This window comes from Citrobacter sp. wls826, from assembly GCF_005281245.1.
Lineage (GTDB): Bacteria > Pseudomonadota > Gammaproteobacteria > Enterobacterales > Enterobacteriaceae > Citrobacter > Citrobacter braakii.
The window spans coordinates 49,279-65,205 of sequence record NZ_SZWS01000041.1; the positions used below are offsets into that span (position 1 = coordinate 49,279).

11 protein-coding genes and 1 pseudogene are annotated in these 15,927 nt (G+C 50.8%); 5 read left to right on the forward strand and 7 right to left on the reverse strand.

Features of this window, described 5'->3' with window-relative positions; all coding sequences use genetic code 11:
• The 3 genes from FDW87_RS09225 to FDW87_RS09235 form a co-directional block, all read right to left on the reverse strand.
• Window positions 1-672: hypothetical protein (locus FDW87_RS09225; RefSeq protein WP_371415026.1), on the reverse strand; the 672-nt coding region annotated here is incomplete at its 3' end.
• 24 nt (window positions 673-696) lie between these two features.
• Entirely contained in the window at window positions 697-2,793 is a 2,097-nt protein-coding gene (locus FDW87_RS09230; protein ID WP_137379677.1) for an alpha/beta hydrolase, read from the reverse strand.
• Complete coding sequence (locus FDW87_RS09235; RefSeq protein ID WP_137379678.1) at window positions 2,786-5,326, reverse strand: type VI secretion system Vgr family protein; 2,541 nt, start codon at window positions 5,324-5,326, stop codon at window positions 2,786-2,788. Before FDW87_RS09235 ends, FDW87_RS09230 begins: the two co-directional genes overlap by 8 nt.
• A gap of 549 nt (window positions 5,327-5,875) precedes the next feature.
• On the opposite strand from FDW87_RS09235, the gene FDW87_RS09240 reads away from it, so the two are divergent.
• From FDW87_RS09240 to FDW87_RS09250, 3 genes are read left to right on the forward strand one after another with little or no spacing between them, the layout of a single operon-like run.
• A complete protein-coding gene (locus tag FDW87_RS09240; RefSeq protein ID WP_137379679.1) occupies window positions 5,876-6,559 on the forward strand; it encodes a D-lyxose/D-mannose family sugar isomerase in 684 nt (227 codons plus the stop codon).
• Window positions 6,560-6,573: 14 nt separating this feature from the next.
• On the forward strand, window positions 6,574-7,434 hold the full coding sequence (locus tag FDW87_RS09245) for a ketose 1,6-bisphosphate aldolase (RefSeq protein WP_016155460.1): 861 nt from the start codon (window positions 6,574-6,576) through the stop codon (window positions 7,432-7,434).
• Window positions 7,431-8,435 (forward strand): carbohydrate kinase family protein, encoded by a 1,005-nt coding sequence (locus tag FDW87_RS09250; RefSeq protein ID WP_085951088.1) that lies wholly within the window; start codon window positions 7,431-7,433, stop codon window positions 8,433-8,435. The genes FDW87_RS09245 and FDW87_RS09250 overlap by 4 nt, the downstream gene beginning before the upstream one ends.
• Window positions 8,436-8,449: 14 nt before the next feature.
• Here the strand turns inward: FDW87_RS09250 and FDW87_RS09255 are convergent, their stop codons facing one another.
• On the reverse strand, window positions 8,450-9,181 hold the full coding sequence (locus tag FDW87_RS09255) for a response regulator (protein WP_019077857.1): 732 nt from the start codon (window positions 9,179-9,181) through the stop codon (window positions 8,450-8,452).
• A 288-nt stretch (window positions 9,182-9,469) separates the two neighbouring features.
• Between FDW87_RS09255 and fdhF the strand changes: the two genes are divergently transcribed.
• Complete coding sequence (gene fdhF / locus FDW87_RS09260; RefSeq protein WP_081000494.1) at window positions 9,470-11,617, forward strand: formate dehydrogenase subunit alpha; 2,148 nt, start codon at window positions 9,470-9,472, stop codon at window positions 11,615-11,617.
• Between the two features lie 103 nt (window positions 11,618-11,720).
• Complete coding sequence (gene yjcO / locus FDW87_RS09265) at window positions 11,721-12,410, forward strand: Sel1 family TPR-like repeat protein YjcO (RefSeq protein WP_016155379.1); 690 nt, start codon at window positions 11,721-11,723, stop codon at window positions 12,408-12,410.
• 50 nt (window positions 12,411-12,460) lie between these two features.
• Here the strand turns inward: yjcO and gltP are convergent, their stop codons facing one another.
• From gltP to nrfF, 3 genes and pseudogenes are all read right to left on the reverse strand, one after another.
• The gene (gene gltP, locus FDW87_RS09270) at window positions 12,461-13,774 is read right to left on the reverse strand and encodes a glutamate/aspartate:proton symporter GltP (RefSeq protein ID WP_016155456.1); all 1,314 of its coding nucleotides are present in this window, start codon (window positions 13,772-13,774) and stop codon (window positions 12,461-12,463) included.
• Between the two features lie 344 nt (window positions 13,775-14,118).
• Entirely contained in the window at window positions 14,119-14,739 is a 621-nt protein-coding gene (nrfG, locus tag FDW87_RS09275; RefSeq protein WP_047357723.1) for a heme lyase NrfEFG subunit NrfG, read from the reverse strand.
• Window positions 14,736-15,927, reverse strand: a pseudogene (gene nrfF, locus FDW87_RS22185) (heme lyase NrfEFG subunit NrfF); the annotation flags it as partial. The pseudogene nrfF and the gene nrfG, both read right to left, overlap by 4 nt.

Sequence of the window (15,927 nt, forward strand, 5' to 3'; positions counted from 1 at the left end):
CGATTTTTCTGACTCAACAAGATTATTCAGTCCTTTTTTCATAAAAATAACCGTACCCCACGCATACCCTGGAGATTCAGGTCTGATGTGGGCATCCACATACTCGCCATTGGATTTATGCTTGCCTGGCCTGTAGAGATAATACGTGTCATCAAAGAATTTATAATCTATACCCGGCCCGCCGGGTTTTAGACGCGGATCGTCAAAAGGGTATGAACTCATATACAAATGATTCTGCGAAGTGGTAATAAATGCCTGATTATTGACCACCACCACTCTTTTGATTTCTTTTCCTTCCGGATAATCACGCATTACCCCATCTGAGTTTCTTTCCAGCGCCGGGAAAGAAGCCATATAGGTTGCGACCCGCCATGTTTGACCATAGTCTTTGGATATCAGATAAGCCGTTGGTTCCCAGTCTGGAATGAATATATATTTATCGGATGGGTGGATATAGGCCCCGGTGAAAACCCTGAAGGAAGCAAATCTACCATCAATTAACTCTTTGTGAATATTTCGTGTGGTATCATGATACCAAAGTGCGCCATCACAATTGAATCCTTTCAATTCCAGATAGCGGTTATTATCATAGCGATAAATAATCTGCGAGGGCACTTTTGCCTCAACGGTCAGCGTCATCGTTGTGAGGATTAAGGCCAGTAAACTTAGCATCAATTTATTTTTCATAAAATGTCCTTATACGTTAAGCGGCTCAGGCATGTCCCATTGCAGATTGGAAATCTCCGTATTGTATATTTCATTATGTCTTGCCGGTTTAACTATTGTTGAATGACAGTATTCATTAACCACACCAAACATCCCTTTGGGTAAAATATCATCCGGTCTATTCATAAACTGCTTTGTATATAAATTATTTAATATACCAGTATTATAATAATCTACAGTACTTGGTAGACCATTTTTCTTCATACGCCAGTCCCCACGGCGAAGTAGTTTTACCCAGAACTCACCATTTTCGTAATCAAATGCCCTGCATATCCCCACCGCCAGATCGAAGGCCATTGCTTTCGCTGGGGCATCTTTTGACATGACAATAGAGGAATGCTGGCTGTAACCAACAGGGTCTGAGTGCATCCATTCTTTTTTCAGTTCATCCGCCGTTTTTTCATAAATCAGCTGTACGGTTTTATTGTATCCCCCTCCAAGGACAGCGCCTTTGGTATAACGCTTACCATATTTATTGCTGAACATTGTGAGTTCTGCTGGTGTTAATTCCCGACCTGGCTGTAAAAAATCGAAACCTGCGCCGCTGAGATTTTTAATATCTGTCTCAGTACGGGAAATAGTAGTGGCTTTTGCAGAAAATGAGATGACCTGATCGGGAGAATCAGGCTCTAACGAATATTTATACTTGCTCTCTACCCCCTGTAGTTGATGCTTAAAAGTAACGGGAAGTTGTTCACCATTAATCACAACATCGGAAAACGTATATTGTTTAGTAAAACCCGTATCCTGATTAAAACTTCCCTTTTTTAACGTCGGCATTTCAAAAGGCACGCTTTGGGGGCTACAACCTATATCGGGGCCATTTTCGCAGAAAACACGCTGGCGCAAATTCTCTATGCCACTCGCAATGTCGTGAGGTATGCCTCGCCAGCCAAAACCCTGCACGTTAAGTAATGAGACAACACTGTCATTGGGGCAAAAATAGTTATATACCTTGCCGAAGTTATTGCGGGTATAGAGCTTATTCTTGCGCCATTGAGAATGGGTTTTACTCAGACATGTTGCGCCTTCTATATCATCAATTTCCGCTCCGGTGTGGTATTCTCCTTTGCCATATTTATCGTTTGTCGCCATCAAATGACAGAAATTTTTAAACGTCTGCTGACGGGCGCGATCCGTCTGGTGATGTCCGGGGGTCGCACTCTCGGCAAACGTATTTTCAAGCGCATAGGGGGAGTGATTAAGAATAACGCAATCAACGGGGTCCGCCCCTGCTTCTTTAACCAGCATATTGGCAAGCATGGTAATGATCGTTCCCTGAGAGTGTGCAACGATATTAATAGGGTCGTTTTCAGTAGATTTATTATTTCGAATCATCAGGATTAAATCTGCCAGCCTCTGCGCGGCAAAAAACTGATAAATACGGTGAGGGTTATCATAAATAGGATGCGTAAAATCCCCACCATTCATATGAAATGAAGCAAATCCTGCAGCGCCATTCGTCAGGCCGCCGGAGCCCGGGCCTAACATATCCGGAATTGTGGTTGTCGCATTCGCAAAGGTGCCACCGCCTTTGGCATACACATCGTCGAGAACATTACCGAAATTATCATTCTGATATTTCAACGTGGTTTGAGGAATGTGTCCTAACTTTGCCAGCTTCGTGGCGTCATCTTCCTGGTAGGCATTGTAAGGCAGCTTTGCGGCGCTGCCTGATTTAGCCAGCTCATCACGATAACGCCGCTGGTCCTCGATATACGTTGCATGATCAACAGGTTTATATCCCCAGTAAAATGGGATCACCGGACTGCGCCCAGGCATTTTCACCTGCTGCTGTTCGCCATCGCCCATATCCATTTTGAACTGGTGCCATTCATGCGGATACATATCCGTACGGCCCATACGTTCATTCAGGCCGGCAATGATCCCCTGCTCCTGATTTTGATACGCCTCGCCCACATCGTTAACACCATGAACAAGGATCACAATACAGGGCATAGGGTTTTTAACCGCCACTTCGCAGACTGCCATTTTTCCGCCGGTGGATTTAGGCACGCCTTGTACCCCCGTCGCCACGACTCGCGGATTAAAGGGACTGTTACTCATTTGGCAAAATCTCCATTTTCATTTCATCCATTTCCGTCATATCCAGTAACGGCGTCATGCCTTCATCGTCGGTAACACCTTCAATGATTTCACCGGAGGCCTTAGTCAGTCTGAATTTTGTCTTTTTCAGAACATCGTCCGTATTCCCATAACCATGTAATTTAATGCGGCGGTGAAACTGGTCTTCCTGAAAAACGGGGGATTTATCTTTAACGGATTCCGGCCCACTCCAGTCAAGAGTGGTGCCTTTCAACTGCACTTTAGCGGGAGAGAATATTTTTACTGAGCCATCTTCATTTATTCGGATACCGCCACCCCCACACAGCAACTGAATATTCTTTTTGGCGCTGATGGTCACATTGCCGTTCATACTTTGAATATGAAAATGCTGATCGGAAAGCAGGCCCATTTCACCACGCTGCGCCTGGACGGAAATATCATCTTTTGCGGCAATAATTTTGATCCCGATCGCTCTGCTGAAAAGCGATAAACCCTGTCCGACAGCCATGGAGAGTTTTTTAAAAACATTAAAACTGCCGTTATTGGCCGCATTCAGCGACAGATCTTTGTTTGCCGACAGCGCCATGGTTTCTGGTGTGAGCAGAGCCATACCTTGATCGGCATAGGCCACCAGCCCCGGCTGAGTCAACTGTTCAAGTGCGGCGTTAAGCTGCTGCTGTTGCCCCATTTCGACGTTTAACGCTTGCGCCGTCAGGGCGCTCTGCTGAAGAGAGGTTGCCAGTACAAGCGCAGCCTGTAGCTGTTGAACAACTGCGTTCATATCGAGCTGCTTGCCCTGGGCTTTTGGCTGCGCCTCTGTCGTCAGCAATATTCCCTTTGCGGCTCTCAACACCCCCCGCTCATCGGTGCGCAGTTCTGCGCCTTCACCGCGCGGCTTACCACCAGCATCAACAAGGTGGCCCATGTTCAGCTGGGTTTTAGCGTATTCGGTACTTAACTTGACGTGTTCCTGTCCGCGTCGGTCCTCCATCCGCAGCTTATTGTGGCCCGCAGTACGGATTACGTTGCGGGTATTGTTACGGCTGGTGACGAGGTCAGGCTTTGGAGCATGATGCAGCGCATGGGCAATGAAAGGCCTTTCCGGATCACCACCTTCAAACGCAATGGCAACTTCCGCCCCCTGAATGAGCGGGAAGTGATGACCATAAGTATCACCGGCATAAATCCGTGCCAGACGGACGGGCATACTTTCATAGCCTTGCTTATGTTGGTCGAGGTCAAAATCAAACTTCACCCAATAGCGCCCCTGCACATCGATATGGGCATATTTGTCATTGTCTATTCGGGAGGAAACAATTGCGGGAACCGTACCCACGATACGCGGTCGGGGTAGTAGCTGCGGCCGAAAGCAAACGCGCTCACTGTAAGGAATACCGATCAGTTGGGATTGAAGGGCGGCATCACGCCTCCCCGTCACCCGCATTGCCGTTACCACAAATCCTGAAGTAAACGCTTGCGGAATAGTACCGTCGATTTCAAGCACCATACCTGGCGCGATCGACGGGCTGGTGGTCACCCCGCTTAAAACAGATTGATTATTAAGAATAATTTCGTGATGCAGTTTGGCGTAGAACCAGCTGGATTCGCCCGGTTGTTCCTCTGCAAATTTCGATCCCGGCTGGTGGTGAATATCCGCATAACGATAATCCACTCCATACGTCGTCGATGTTTGTTCAGCCCCATCGGCATCAGCATTGAGTATTAGCGAGTTGGCAAGCCGGTAGTCAAAGTTCTTTGCTTTAACGGCTGCGGAGACAACGTTGTGCTTTGATACCAGCTTATCGATCGCGTAATCATTTGCTGTCAGACCCGCATGAGATGCATGCATAATCTTTTGATCGAAGATGTACCGGCTTTGGGAATCACTAAAGATAAGCACCATAATGTGCGAAACCGCATGATGATTTTCAATCCTGAACCAGATCCCAACTTCTGACAGGATGCGGCTGACAAACGCTAAATCTGATTCCTCCCACTGTACGATCATTTCCCGGTCAGGATAGGTACAAAGAAGCTTATCAAAGTCGATTTCATAATCAGCAAAAAAATGCTCTTTGAGGATCTGCGTTACCAGTTTCGGAACGTTAATATTCAGGTAAATAGCCGATCGCCTGCGTCGTGAGAGTAATGCAAGCTTATGCTCCAGCCTGATTTCGTACAGTGATTCATCCGCTGAAGTGCTAATAAGTGAACATGATGTAATAACCCCTTCTATTTGCCGCTCATTGATCCACATTGCAGAACCCTGAACATATTTACTCCATTTATTATTAGGGGCTCTAATTTGTAGCATAGCTTCAATATTAAGAAGAGATTCTGGAGGGATATCTTTACATTTTGAAGTGAATGTTATTTTATAACTATATGGTTTACTTAGACTTTCCTTTCCGTCAATTGATTCAACATCAAGTACACCTAAATTTACCGACCCTCTGATGGTTAATAAGTATTTATTTATACTATCATCTGAAATCATACCTTCAAGATTATAGAAGCCAGAACCTTTTTTCATTATCGCATCCCTTGCAGAAAGACAGTAATACATAAAGAATAAAGTTTAATCAGCATACCAACAAGACTACTAAGAAGGTTATTTTTTACTAAAAAATATTTTAAAACTAAACAAATAGTTATTAGCAAAGTACGTAGTACACTTATGATATATAAACAATCGGTTAACTAACGACATTTTATATTCAATAGCAGCAGATTTTAATAAGATTATTTATATTATGTATTATTCATTTTTAATCGCGAGGCAACACGCCAGCGCTCACATCCCAATGACTGCAGAAAACTGAGATTCGACTAAAAAAACAAACATATTAAGATAATGATTTATAATAACATTTGTGAAAATGCTCTTTTTATTTATCATTTTATTGAATGAATCACATCACCACATAGAAAAACACAATAAAATATAACTATTCCCTATTCTGCTGTGAGGGAGAGGTAACCGGATTGTGTCCATTTTATCCATGGGAAAGCTTTTGATTTTCTCCCTCTTCTTTGAGAAGAGGGCCGCATAAAGGTCATCTTATCAGCCACAGGAGAATCAATGAAACGCTCAGCAATAAACGAAATCCTTGGCCACACGCGCCAGTTTTTCTCTCAGCACGACGTGCATCTCCCCCCTTTCGCCAGTTTCCCGCCGACCCAATGGCGCAAGCTTGATCCCGCCGCCTGGAGAGAAGTTTTCGACCTTAAGCTCGGTTGGGATGTCACCGCGTTTGGCGGCAACAATTTCGCCGCGCAAGGGTTAACGCTGTTTACCCTGCGTAATGGCTCGCCGAAAGGAATGCCTTACGAGAAATGCTACGCCGAGAAAATCATGCATGTTCGCGATGCGCAGGTCACGCCGATGCATTTTCACTGGCGTAAACGCGAAGACATTATCAATCGCGGCGGCGGTAATTTAATTGTGGAACTGTGGAATGCGGGGATCCGAGAACAAACGGAGGACAGCGACGTGAGCGTGGTGATTGACGGCTGTCGGCAAACCCATGCGGCAGGCAGTCAACTGCGCCTGACGCCGGGTGAAAGCATCTGCCTGCCACCGGGCCTGTATCACAGCTTCTGGGCGGAAGAAGGTTTTGGCGACGTGCTGGTCGGCGAGGTTTCTTCTGTTAATGACGACGACCACGATAACCACTTTCTGCAACCGATCGCCCGCTATAACGACATTGAAGAAGACGACCCGGCGCAGCTGGTGCTGTGTAATGAGTATCGCCTGTTCCGCTAACCAAGGAGCGCATTATGCCGTTGATATCTCTCGCCGATGGCCTTGCCCATGCCCGCGAGCACCGCTATGCCTTAGGGGCGTTTAACGTTCTGGACTCACACTTCCTGCGCGCGCTGTTTGCCGCGGCAAAGCAGGAACGTTCGCCGTTTATCATCAACATCGCCGAGGTGCATTTTAAATATATCTCGTTGGATTCTCTGGTCGAAGCGGTCAAGTACGAAGCCGCGCGGCATGACATTCCGGTAGTGCTGAACCTTGACCACGGCCTGCACTTTGAGTCGGTGGTTCGGGCACTGCGCTTAGGTTTCAGTTCAGTGATGTTTGATGGCTCCACGCTGGAGTATGAAGAAAATATTCGTCAAACCCGCGAAGTGGTGAAGATGTGTCACGCCGTCGGTGTATCGGTGGAAGCCGAACTGGGCGCGGTGGGAGGCGATGAGGGCGGCGCGTTGTATGGTCATGCCGACGAGTCGTTATTTACCGACCCGATGATGGCGCGTGATTTCGTCGACAGAACCGGGATTGACGCGCTGGCGGTCGCCATTGGTAATGCACACGGCAAATATAAAGGCGAACCGGTGCTCGACTTTCCGCGTCTGGACGCCCTTCGCCAGCAGGCGGCGATCCCGCTGGTACTGCACGGCGGTTCCGGCATCAGCAACGACGATTTCAAGCGCGCAATTGAACTCGGCATTCACAAAATTAATTTCTATACCGGCATGTCGCAGGCGGCGCTGTCGGCAGTAGAGACAAGAATAGCGAATCGTCAGCCCCTGTACGACGAATTTGCCGAACTGCTGCTCGCCATTGAAGAGGCCATTACCGATACCGTTTCAGAACAGATGCGTATTTTTGGCAGCGCGGGACGGGTCTGATGGAACGCAGAGGCGTTATCGCCGCAGGCAACATGCTGGTCGATCATGTGCATCAAATTGTGCAGTGGCCGGAACGCGGCTGGCTGGCGGAAATCATCCGTAGCGAACGCGCGACGGGCGGTGCGCCGCTGAACGTACTGCTGACGCTGGCGAAAATGCACACCGGACTGCCGCTGCAGGCGGTGGGGTTAATCGGTCAGGATAGCGACGGCGACTACATCATGGCGATGCTGGAGCAGTATCATGTTAATCGCCAACATGTGCAGCGCACGACTTTCGCCCCCACGTCGATGTCACAGGTGATGACCGATCCCAGCGGTCAGCGCACCTTTTTCCACTCGCCCGGCGCCAACCGGCTGCTGGATCTGCCCGCTTTTGAGCAACTGGATACCTCGATGAAAATCTTCCATCTTGGCTATCTGCTGCTGCTCGACAGTCTGGACATGCCGGATGAGGAGTACGGCACGCGTAGCGCACGGCTGCTGGCGCAAATGCGCGACAACGGCTTTGAAACATCACTGGATCTGGTTTCACGCAAGGGCGACCCGCGCTATCAGCCGCTGGTGATGCCAGCTCTGCGCCATCTCGACTATCTGGTAATTAACGAGCTGGAAGCCGGGGAATTCAGCGGGCTGGAGATCCGCCTGCCCAACGGGGAGCTGCATATTGCGCACATCGCCACCGCTGCGCGCGAACTGTTGAATGCGGGCGTTCGCCAGCGGGTGGTTATCCACTGTCCGGAAGGCGCCTGGGGTGAAGCGCCGGATCTGCCGGGCGTCTGGATCCCGTCACAGTACCTGGCGCCGGAGGAGATCGTTGGCAGCGTCGGGGCGGGAGATGCGTTTTGCGCCGGATTTTTGTATGGCTGTCATGAACGCTGGTCGCTGACGGACAGCGTCAGGCTGGCACACGCCTGCGCACGGGCCAGTTTGCTGTGCGCCAACGCGATAGACGGCGCGAAAACGTTGGCAGAGCTAAAAGCCGATATAGCGTCCTTGTAAGCCGGATAAGACGTTTACGCCGCCTTATCATGATGCTGAACGTCGGCGGCAAACACATAGCCCAGCCCGCGCAGGGTTTTGATCAGCATCGGCTGATGCGGGTTGTTCTCTATTTTTCGCCGTAACCGCATGATTAGCACGTCAATGGTGCGGTCAAACACCTCAACGCTGTCGCTGCGCGTCAGTTCCAGCAGTTGTTCTCGGCTAAGTACCCGGCGGGCGTTTTGGGCCAGCGCCAGCAGCAGGCTGTATTCCCCCTGCGTCAACTCCACCTTCAGTTGCTGAGGATTATGTAACTGGCAACCGGCGGTATCGAGATGCCAACCGTTAAAAGAAAGCCCCGTGGTTTGCGGGCTGCCACTTTCTGCCGTTAACACGCCGACGCGTCTGAGTACCGCCTTTACCCGCGCCACCAGCACCCGCGCATTGAACGGTTTACCGATGTAGTCGTCAGCGCCCATTTCCAACCCGACAACCACATCCGACTCGCTGCCAAGCCCGGTCAGCATCACCACCGGTAATCCGGGTCTCATCTTTTGCACCTGCTGCAGCACCATCAGACCGTTAATATCAGGCAACATCATGTCCAGCAATACCAGAGCGATTTCCGGCTGAGTCTCAATGCAGCGCAGCGCCTCCTGCCCGGTGTGACATGCGGTCACTGCAAAGACGTGTTCGCTCAGCACATCCTGTAAAAGCGTGCAGACAGCGATGTCATCATCCACAACCAGTATGGCTGGCTTCATTGTTTTTCCCCATTTCTGGCCAACTTAAATGAGTGTGATTGATTCTGCACAGAGTGACAGCGATAAGGCACAAGGATGTGTGGGAAACATAACCTCGGTCACACTGCCGGGCCGTCACGTATTGGAGATTCGTCACGTCAAATATGACGACAGCCTGTTTTTCGTCAGGGTTTTGCGCAAAATTCGCCCGTAATATCGACTAATGCCCTTGATAAAAACATGGCATAAAAGATGCATAACTCAAGCGACAAGCGCGTATGCGTGATTTGATTAACTGGAGCGAGACCGATGAAAAAAGTCGTCACGGTTTGCCCATATTGCGCATCAGGTTGCAAAATCAACCTGGTGGTCGATAACGGCAAAATCGTCCGGGCTGAAGCGGCGCAGGGGAAAACCAACCAGGGTACCTTGTGTCTGAAGGGCTACTATGGCTGGGATTTTATCAATGATACCCAGATCCTGACCCCTCGTCTGAAAACCCCAATGATCCGTCGCCAGCGTGGCGGCAAACTGGAATCCGTTTCCTGGGATGAAGCGCTTGATTACGTCGCCACTCGTCTGAGCGCCATCAAAGCGAAGTATGGCCCGGACGCTATTCAGACGACCGGTTCATCTCGCGGTACGGGTAACGAAACCAACTATGTAATGCAAAAATTCGCGCGCGCCGTTATTGGTACCAATAACGTTGACTGCTGCGCTCGCGTCTGACACGGCCCTTCGGTTGCAGGTCTGCACCAATCGGTCGGTAACGGCGCAATGAGTAATGCTATCAATGAAATTGATAACACAGATTTAGTGTTCATCTTCGGGTACAACCCGGCGGATTCCCACCCGATCGTGGCGAATCACGTGATTAACGCTAAACGTAACGGGGCGAAAATTATCGTCTGCGATCCGCGCAAAATTGAAACCGCGCGTATTGCCGATATGCACATCGCGTTGAAAAACGGCTCGAACATCGCGCTGCTCAACGCTATGGGTCATGTCATCATCGAAGAAAAACTGTACGACCAGGCGTTCGTCGCCTCCCGTACCGAAGGATTCGAAGAGTACAGCAAGATTGTCGAAGGCTACACGCCGGAGTCCGTCGAAGATATCACTGGCGTTAGCGCACAGGATATTCGTCAGGCTGCTCGTATGTACGCCACGGCAAAAAGCGCGGCCATCCTGTGGGGCATGGGTGTTACCCAGTTCTATCAGGGTGTGGAAACCGTGCGTTCACTGACCAGCCTCGCAATGCTGACCGGCAACCTCGGTAAGCCAAGCGTGGGCGTTAACCCGGTTCGTGGCCAGAACAACGTTCAGGGCGCATGCGACATGGGCGCGCTACCGGATACTTATCCGGGCTATCAGTATGTGAAAGATCCGGCTAACCGCGAGAAGTTCGCTAAAGCCTGGGGCGTGGAAAGTCTGCCTGCACATACCGGCTATCGCATCAGTGAACTGCCACACCGTGCGGCGCATGGCGAAGTCCGCGCGGCGTACATTATGGGTGAAGATCCATTACAGACTGATGCTGAACTCTCCGCAGTGCGCAAAGGCTTTGAGGATCTGGAACTGGTCATCGTGCAGGATATCTTCATGACCAAAACTGCCGCTGCCGCAGACGTTATTTTACCGTCTACGTCATGGGGCGAGCATGAAGGCGTCTTCTCCGCGGCTGACCGTGGCTTCCAGCGCTTCTTTAAAGCCGTTGAGCCGAAGTGGGATCTGAAAACGGACTGGCAGATTATCAGTGAAATCGCCACCCGTATGGGCTACCCGATGCACTACAACAACACCCAGGAAATCTGGGATGAGTTGCGTCATCTGTGCCCGGATTTCTACGGTGCCACTTACGAGAAAATGGGCGAACTGGGTTATATCCAGTGGCCTTGCCGCGACACCTCAGAAACCGACCAGGGTACGTCTTATCTCTTCAAAGAGAAGTTCGATACCCCGAACGGCCTGGCGCAGTTCTTTACCTGCGACTGGGTAGCGCCAATCGACAAACTCACTGAGGAGTACCCGATGGTGCTGTCCACGGTGCGTGAAGTCGGCCACTACTCTTGCCGTTCGATGACCGGTAACTGTGCGGCGCTGGCCGCGCTGGCGGATGAACCGGGCTATGCCCAGATCAACACCGCCGACGCAGCACGCCTGGGCATCCAGGATGAAGAGCTGGTATGGGTTAACTCGCGTAAAGGCCGGGTCATTACCCGTGCAGCAGTCAGCGATCGTCCAAACAAAGGCGCGATTTACATGACCTACCAGTGGTGGATTGGCGCATGTAATGAGCTGGTAACCGAGAACTTAAGCCCGATTACCAAAACGCCGGAGTACAAGTACTGTGCCGTTAACGTTGAACGCATTGCCGATCAGCGCGCTGCCGAGCAGTATGTCATTGATGAATACACCAAGCTGAAAGCCAGCCTGCGCGAAAGCGCGATGGGTTAGTCCGTTTACGTAACTGTTCTGCAACAGCCTCCGCCCGGAGGCTGTTTTTTTATCCATACGATCTCTTTATACTGTTCATTCCGTACCCTAAATAAAACTCAAAATGAAACAACTCATTGCATTGATGTTCTTTATGACATTCTTTGCCCATGCCAGTGATACTGAGCCAGGAAGCCAGTACTTACAGGCCGCTGAGGCAGGGGATCGTCGCGCACAGTACTTTCTTGCCGATACCTGGTTCAGTTCGGGCGATTTGAGCAAAGCCGAGTATTGGGCGCAAAAAGCCGCCGACAACGGCGATGCCGACGCCTGTGCGCTACTGGCGCAAATCAAAATTACGAATCCGGTCAGTCTGGATTACCCCCAGGCTAAAACGCTGGCGGAAAAAGCAGCCAAAGCAGGCAGTAAAGCGGGAGAACTTACCCTGGCGCGGATTCTGGTCAACACCCAGGCTGGACGTACCGATTACCCTAAAGCCATTACCTTGCTGCAAAACGCCTCCGAAGACCTGGAAAATGACTCCGCCGTCGACGCACAAATGCTGCTCGGCCTGATTTACGCCAACGGCGTGGGCATTCCCGCTGACGATGAGAAAGCGACGTGGTATTTCAAACGAAGTTCAGCCATTTCCCGCACCGGTTATTCCGAATACTGGGCAGGGATGATGTTCTTAAACGGTGAACAGGGTTTTATCGTGAAGAATAAACAGAAGGCGCTGCACTGGCTGAATCTGAGCTGTATGGAAGGATTCGATACCGGCTGCGAAGAGTTTGATAAGTTAACAAACGGGTAATGATTTGCATTGCCGGATAGCGCTACGCTTATCCGGCAAGCTGTCATGAATTACTGATTAGCGGTCTTATCAAATCTACCCAGCACGTCGCGCTCATAGGCCAGCGCTTTCTTGCGGTCAAATTTGTGCTCCCACTTGGCGATAACCAGTACCGCCAGCGCATTACCCACCACGTTCAGCGCGGTACGCGCCATGTCGAGGATACGGTCAACACCGGCGATAAACGCCAGGCCTTCCAGTGGGATCCCCACGCTGCCCAGCGTAGCCAGCAGCACCACGAATGATACGCCCGGCACACCCGCAATCCCTTTCGAGGTCACCATCAGCGTCAACACCAGCACGATTTCCTGCCACAGCGACAGGTCGATACCGTACAGCTGCGCGATAAAGATAGCGGCGATACTCTGGTACAGAGTTGAACCATCAAGGTTGAATGAGTAGCCGGTCGGCACCACAAAGCTGGTGATTGAAGCGGGCGCGCCATAGGCTTCCATCTTCTCAATAATGCGCGGCAGCACGCTCTCGGAGCTGGCGGTAGAGTAGGCCAGAATCAGCTCGTCTTTCAGAATGCGGATCAGGATCCAGATGCTCAAACCGCAGATGCGCGCCACGATCCCCAGCACCACCAGCGCGAAGAACAGAATGGCGAAATGCACCAACAGCACCAGCTTCGCCAGCGGCCACAAGGAAGCAAAACCGAAGTTCGCGACGGTAACGGCAATCAGCGCGAAAACGCCGACTGGCGCGTAGCGCATAACCATGTGAGTGACTTTAAACATGGTTTCGGAAATAGAGCGAAATACGGTAACCAACGGCTCGCGGTGAGTTGCCGGCAGGGAAGACAGACCTAAACCGAACAGCACCGAGAAGAAGATAATCGGCAGCATATCGCCTTTTGCCATCGATGCGACGATGTTGGTTGGCACCAGTGACAAAATTGTCCCCATCAGGCCATGCGCGTGGCTCTGTACTTCTGCGGTCGTGCTTTGATATTTCGAAATATCCACGGTCGCCAGTTGCGACATATCCACCCCGGTACCTGGCTGGAACACATTCGCCAGCGTGATACCCAGGATAATCGCCACGGTGGTGATCACTTCGAAATAGAGAATAGTTTTGGCGCCAATACGGCCCAGCTGTTTTGCATCACCGACCCCGGCGATACCGACAACCAGCGTAGAGATAACAATGGGCACCACAATCATTTTGATCAGATGGATAAAGATATCGCCCGCCGGTGACAGCAGGTTTACAACCAGCCATTCACGGCTGTCACTATGGTAATGCAGGTAACTCCCCAGCAGAATGCCCAGCACCATAGCGATCAGAATCTGCCATGCCAGGCTGACTTTCAAATTTTTCATAACAACGGACTTCCTCGATGGAGCGCTATTCCACATGCGGTGTGTGGTAATAGTACATACTGAAAGGGTATGAATTGTGTTGCGTTCGTTTATGGAGTTTTTTAACGCTTATTATCATTATCATTTGCGTACTGTCTCGCGCAACCCTCCAGGAACAGAGCCTTCAGCTGAATTTATGCATAAAAATGCAATTTTATCGGGGTATCAATGAATAACTTTTTGTTATAAAAGAATTTTAATATGTTCAAAAATGAAGAAGTCATGGCGTGAGTTTTTTTTGCTCATTTGTTCGTTCGCCTGTTTTTTAAACAGGCCAAATGATACAAATCACAAAAGAAACAAATTTATTTTTGCCGATTCTGCAACAACTTCGCCATATTAATAGAGTCAATGAGCTGTGCCCGGTTCACCCTCGGCGAGTTTAAATCCATAACTTTTTGCCACACTGAAATGGCCTGAGCGTAGTCTGCCTGCATAAACGCATCTGAGGCTAACAGCATCAGCGCAGTGACCTCTGTCGGGTCCAGCGCCAGAGCCTTATCAATCATCTCGCGAGTGGGCGGTGTCATATGCTGCCCGGCCTGGTAATACAATACCGTTGCCAGCGCTGAATAGATCTCAGCATTTTCACCCCCTACACGCAGCGCCTGCTCGTAGGCAAGCAGCGCATTATGATACGCGTTTTGCCAAAGATAGTACTCACCAAGTTGCGCCCATTTCACACCGTCCTGTGGATTAGCACGAATTTGCGATTGCAGTAAAAGTAGCTGTTTTTCCTGAACATTTTCATCGGTGAACGCATGTAATGGGTCCGCCAACCGCGTCTGTTCCTGACGCACCGCCTGCCATTTTGGCGTCAACAGGTAACCTCCGATGCAGGCCACAACCATCAGCACCGTCGCAGCGGTCAGCCACTTCACGGGGAGTGGGCGTAACGGCGCAGGGGAATGGGTGGACTGGCTCATTGCACATCCTCCTCTACGCGCTGGCGCCGTCTCACCCGCCAGACCACCACGCCCACCAGTAATAACAGCAGGCACGGCAACGCCCACAGCAGCAGCGTTTGCTCATTCAACGGCGGGTTGTAGCGCACAAAATCACCGTAGCGATCGGTCATCCACGTCGTTATCTCGGCTTCACTTTTCCCTTCCGCCACCATGCTATAAACCTGGTGGCGCATACTGACCGCTACCGGCGCATTGGATTCCAGCAAGTTTTGGTTTTGACACTGTGGACAGCGCAGTTGGCTGGCAATAGACAACGCTTTTTCCTGTTGTTGCGGGTTGGCAAAAGTCCATGTGTCCACAACCTGGGCATGTGTCACGAAGGCGATGAAAAACAAAATGATAGCTAAGAGTAAACATGTTCTGCCGGATGGCGCTGCGCTTATCCGACCTACCGTTTTCACACCCCGTTCGCCGCCATCCGGCAACGCGTTGATTAGTTTATGCATCGCGCTTTCTCCCTCGCCATCCGCTCAGCAGCGCACCACAGACCATTAACAGTCCTCCGCCCCAAATCCAGCGCACGCCGGTCTGCACGTACAAGCGCATGGCATAACGGTCCGGTCCGGTTTTTTCGCCGATTACCGCATACCAGTCATGCATCAGATTCCAGCGGATCCCCGGCTCCATCATCTGTTGACGGCGCGCAGCATAGAAGCGTCTTTCGGGCTGCAGGCTGCCAATGCGTTTCTCATTTTGCCACAGCGTGATCTGCGCTTTTTCACTGGTGTAGTTACCTTTTGCTTCCAGGTCGAGACGCTCAAAACGGAAAATATAGCCCGCCAGTTCCACCTGCTGCCCGGGGCTCAGATTCAGGCTTATCTCCTGACGACTACTGCTGGAAAAGACGATCCCAGCCGCAAACACCAGCACCCCGGCATGCGCCAGCAGTGCCGGAAGCTGGCAACGCACAGGCACTTTGCGGCTTCTGATCGTCGCCAGCACGATAACCAGCAGCATCAGCAGGCCAAAGGGCAGCGTAGCACGGTTAAAGTACGGTGCGCCCACGGAGAGCCGCCCCCAGCCGAACAACCCGTAAATCATCGGGTAAAGGGTGCCAATCAGCACAATCAGCAGCACCGCGCAAAAAAGTAATAGCGCGACCAGAATCAGCATCTCGCGCGACCAGCCGCCAAAACGCGCATTCTG

Coding starts and splice junctions, on each gene's coding strand:
- FDW87_RS09230 (WP_137379677.1), bottom strand. CDS start 2,793: ATGAGTAACAGTCCCTTTAATCCGCGAGTCGTGGCGACGGGGGTACAA.
- yjcO (WP_016155379.1), top strand. CDS start 11,721: ATGAAACAACTCATTGCATTGATGTTCTTTATGACATTCTTTGCCCAT.
- FDW87_RS09235 (WP_137379678.1), bottom strand. CDS start 5,326: ATGAAAAAAGGTTCTGGCTTCTATAATCTTGAAGGTATGATTTCAGAT.
- FDW87_RS09240 (WP_137379679.1), top strand. CDS start 5,876: ATGAAACGCTCAGCAATAAACGAAATCCTTGGCCACACGCGCCAGTTT.
- gltP (WP_016155456.1), bottom strand. CDS start 13,774: ATGAAAAATTTGAAAGTCAGCCTGGCATGGCAGATTCTGATCGCTATG.
- FDW87_RS09255 (WP_019077857.1), bottom strand. CDS start 9,181: ATGAAGCCAGCCATACTGGTTGTGGATGATGACATCGCTGTCTGCACG.
- FDW87_RS09245 (WP_016155460.1), top strand. CDS start 6,574: ATGCCGTTGATATCTCTCGCCGATGGCCTTGCCCATGCCCGCGAGCAC.
- nrfG (WP_047357723.1), bottom strand. CDS start 14,739: ATGAGCCAGTCCACCCATTCCCCTGCGCCGTTACGCCCACTCCCCGTG.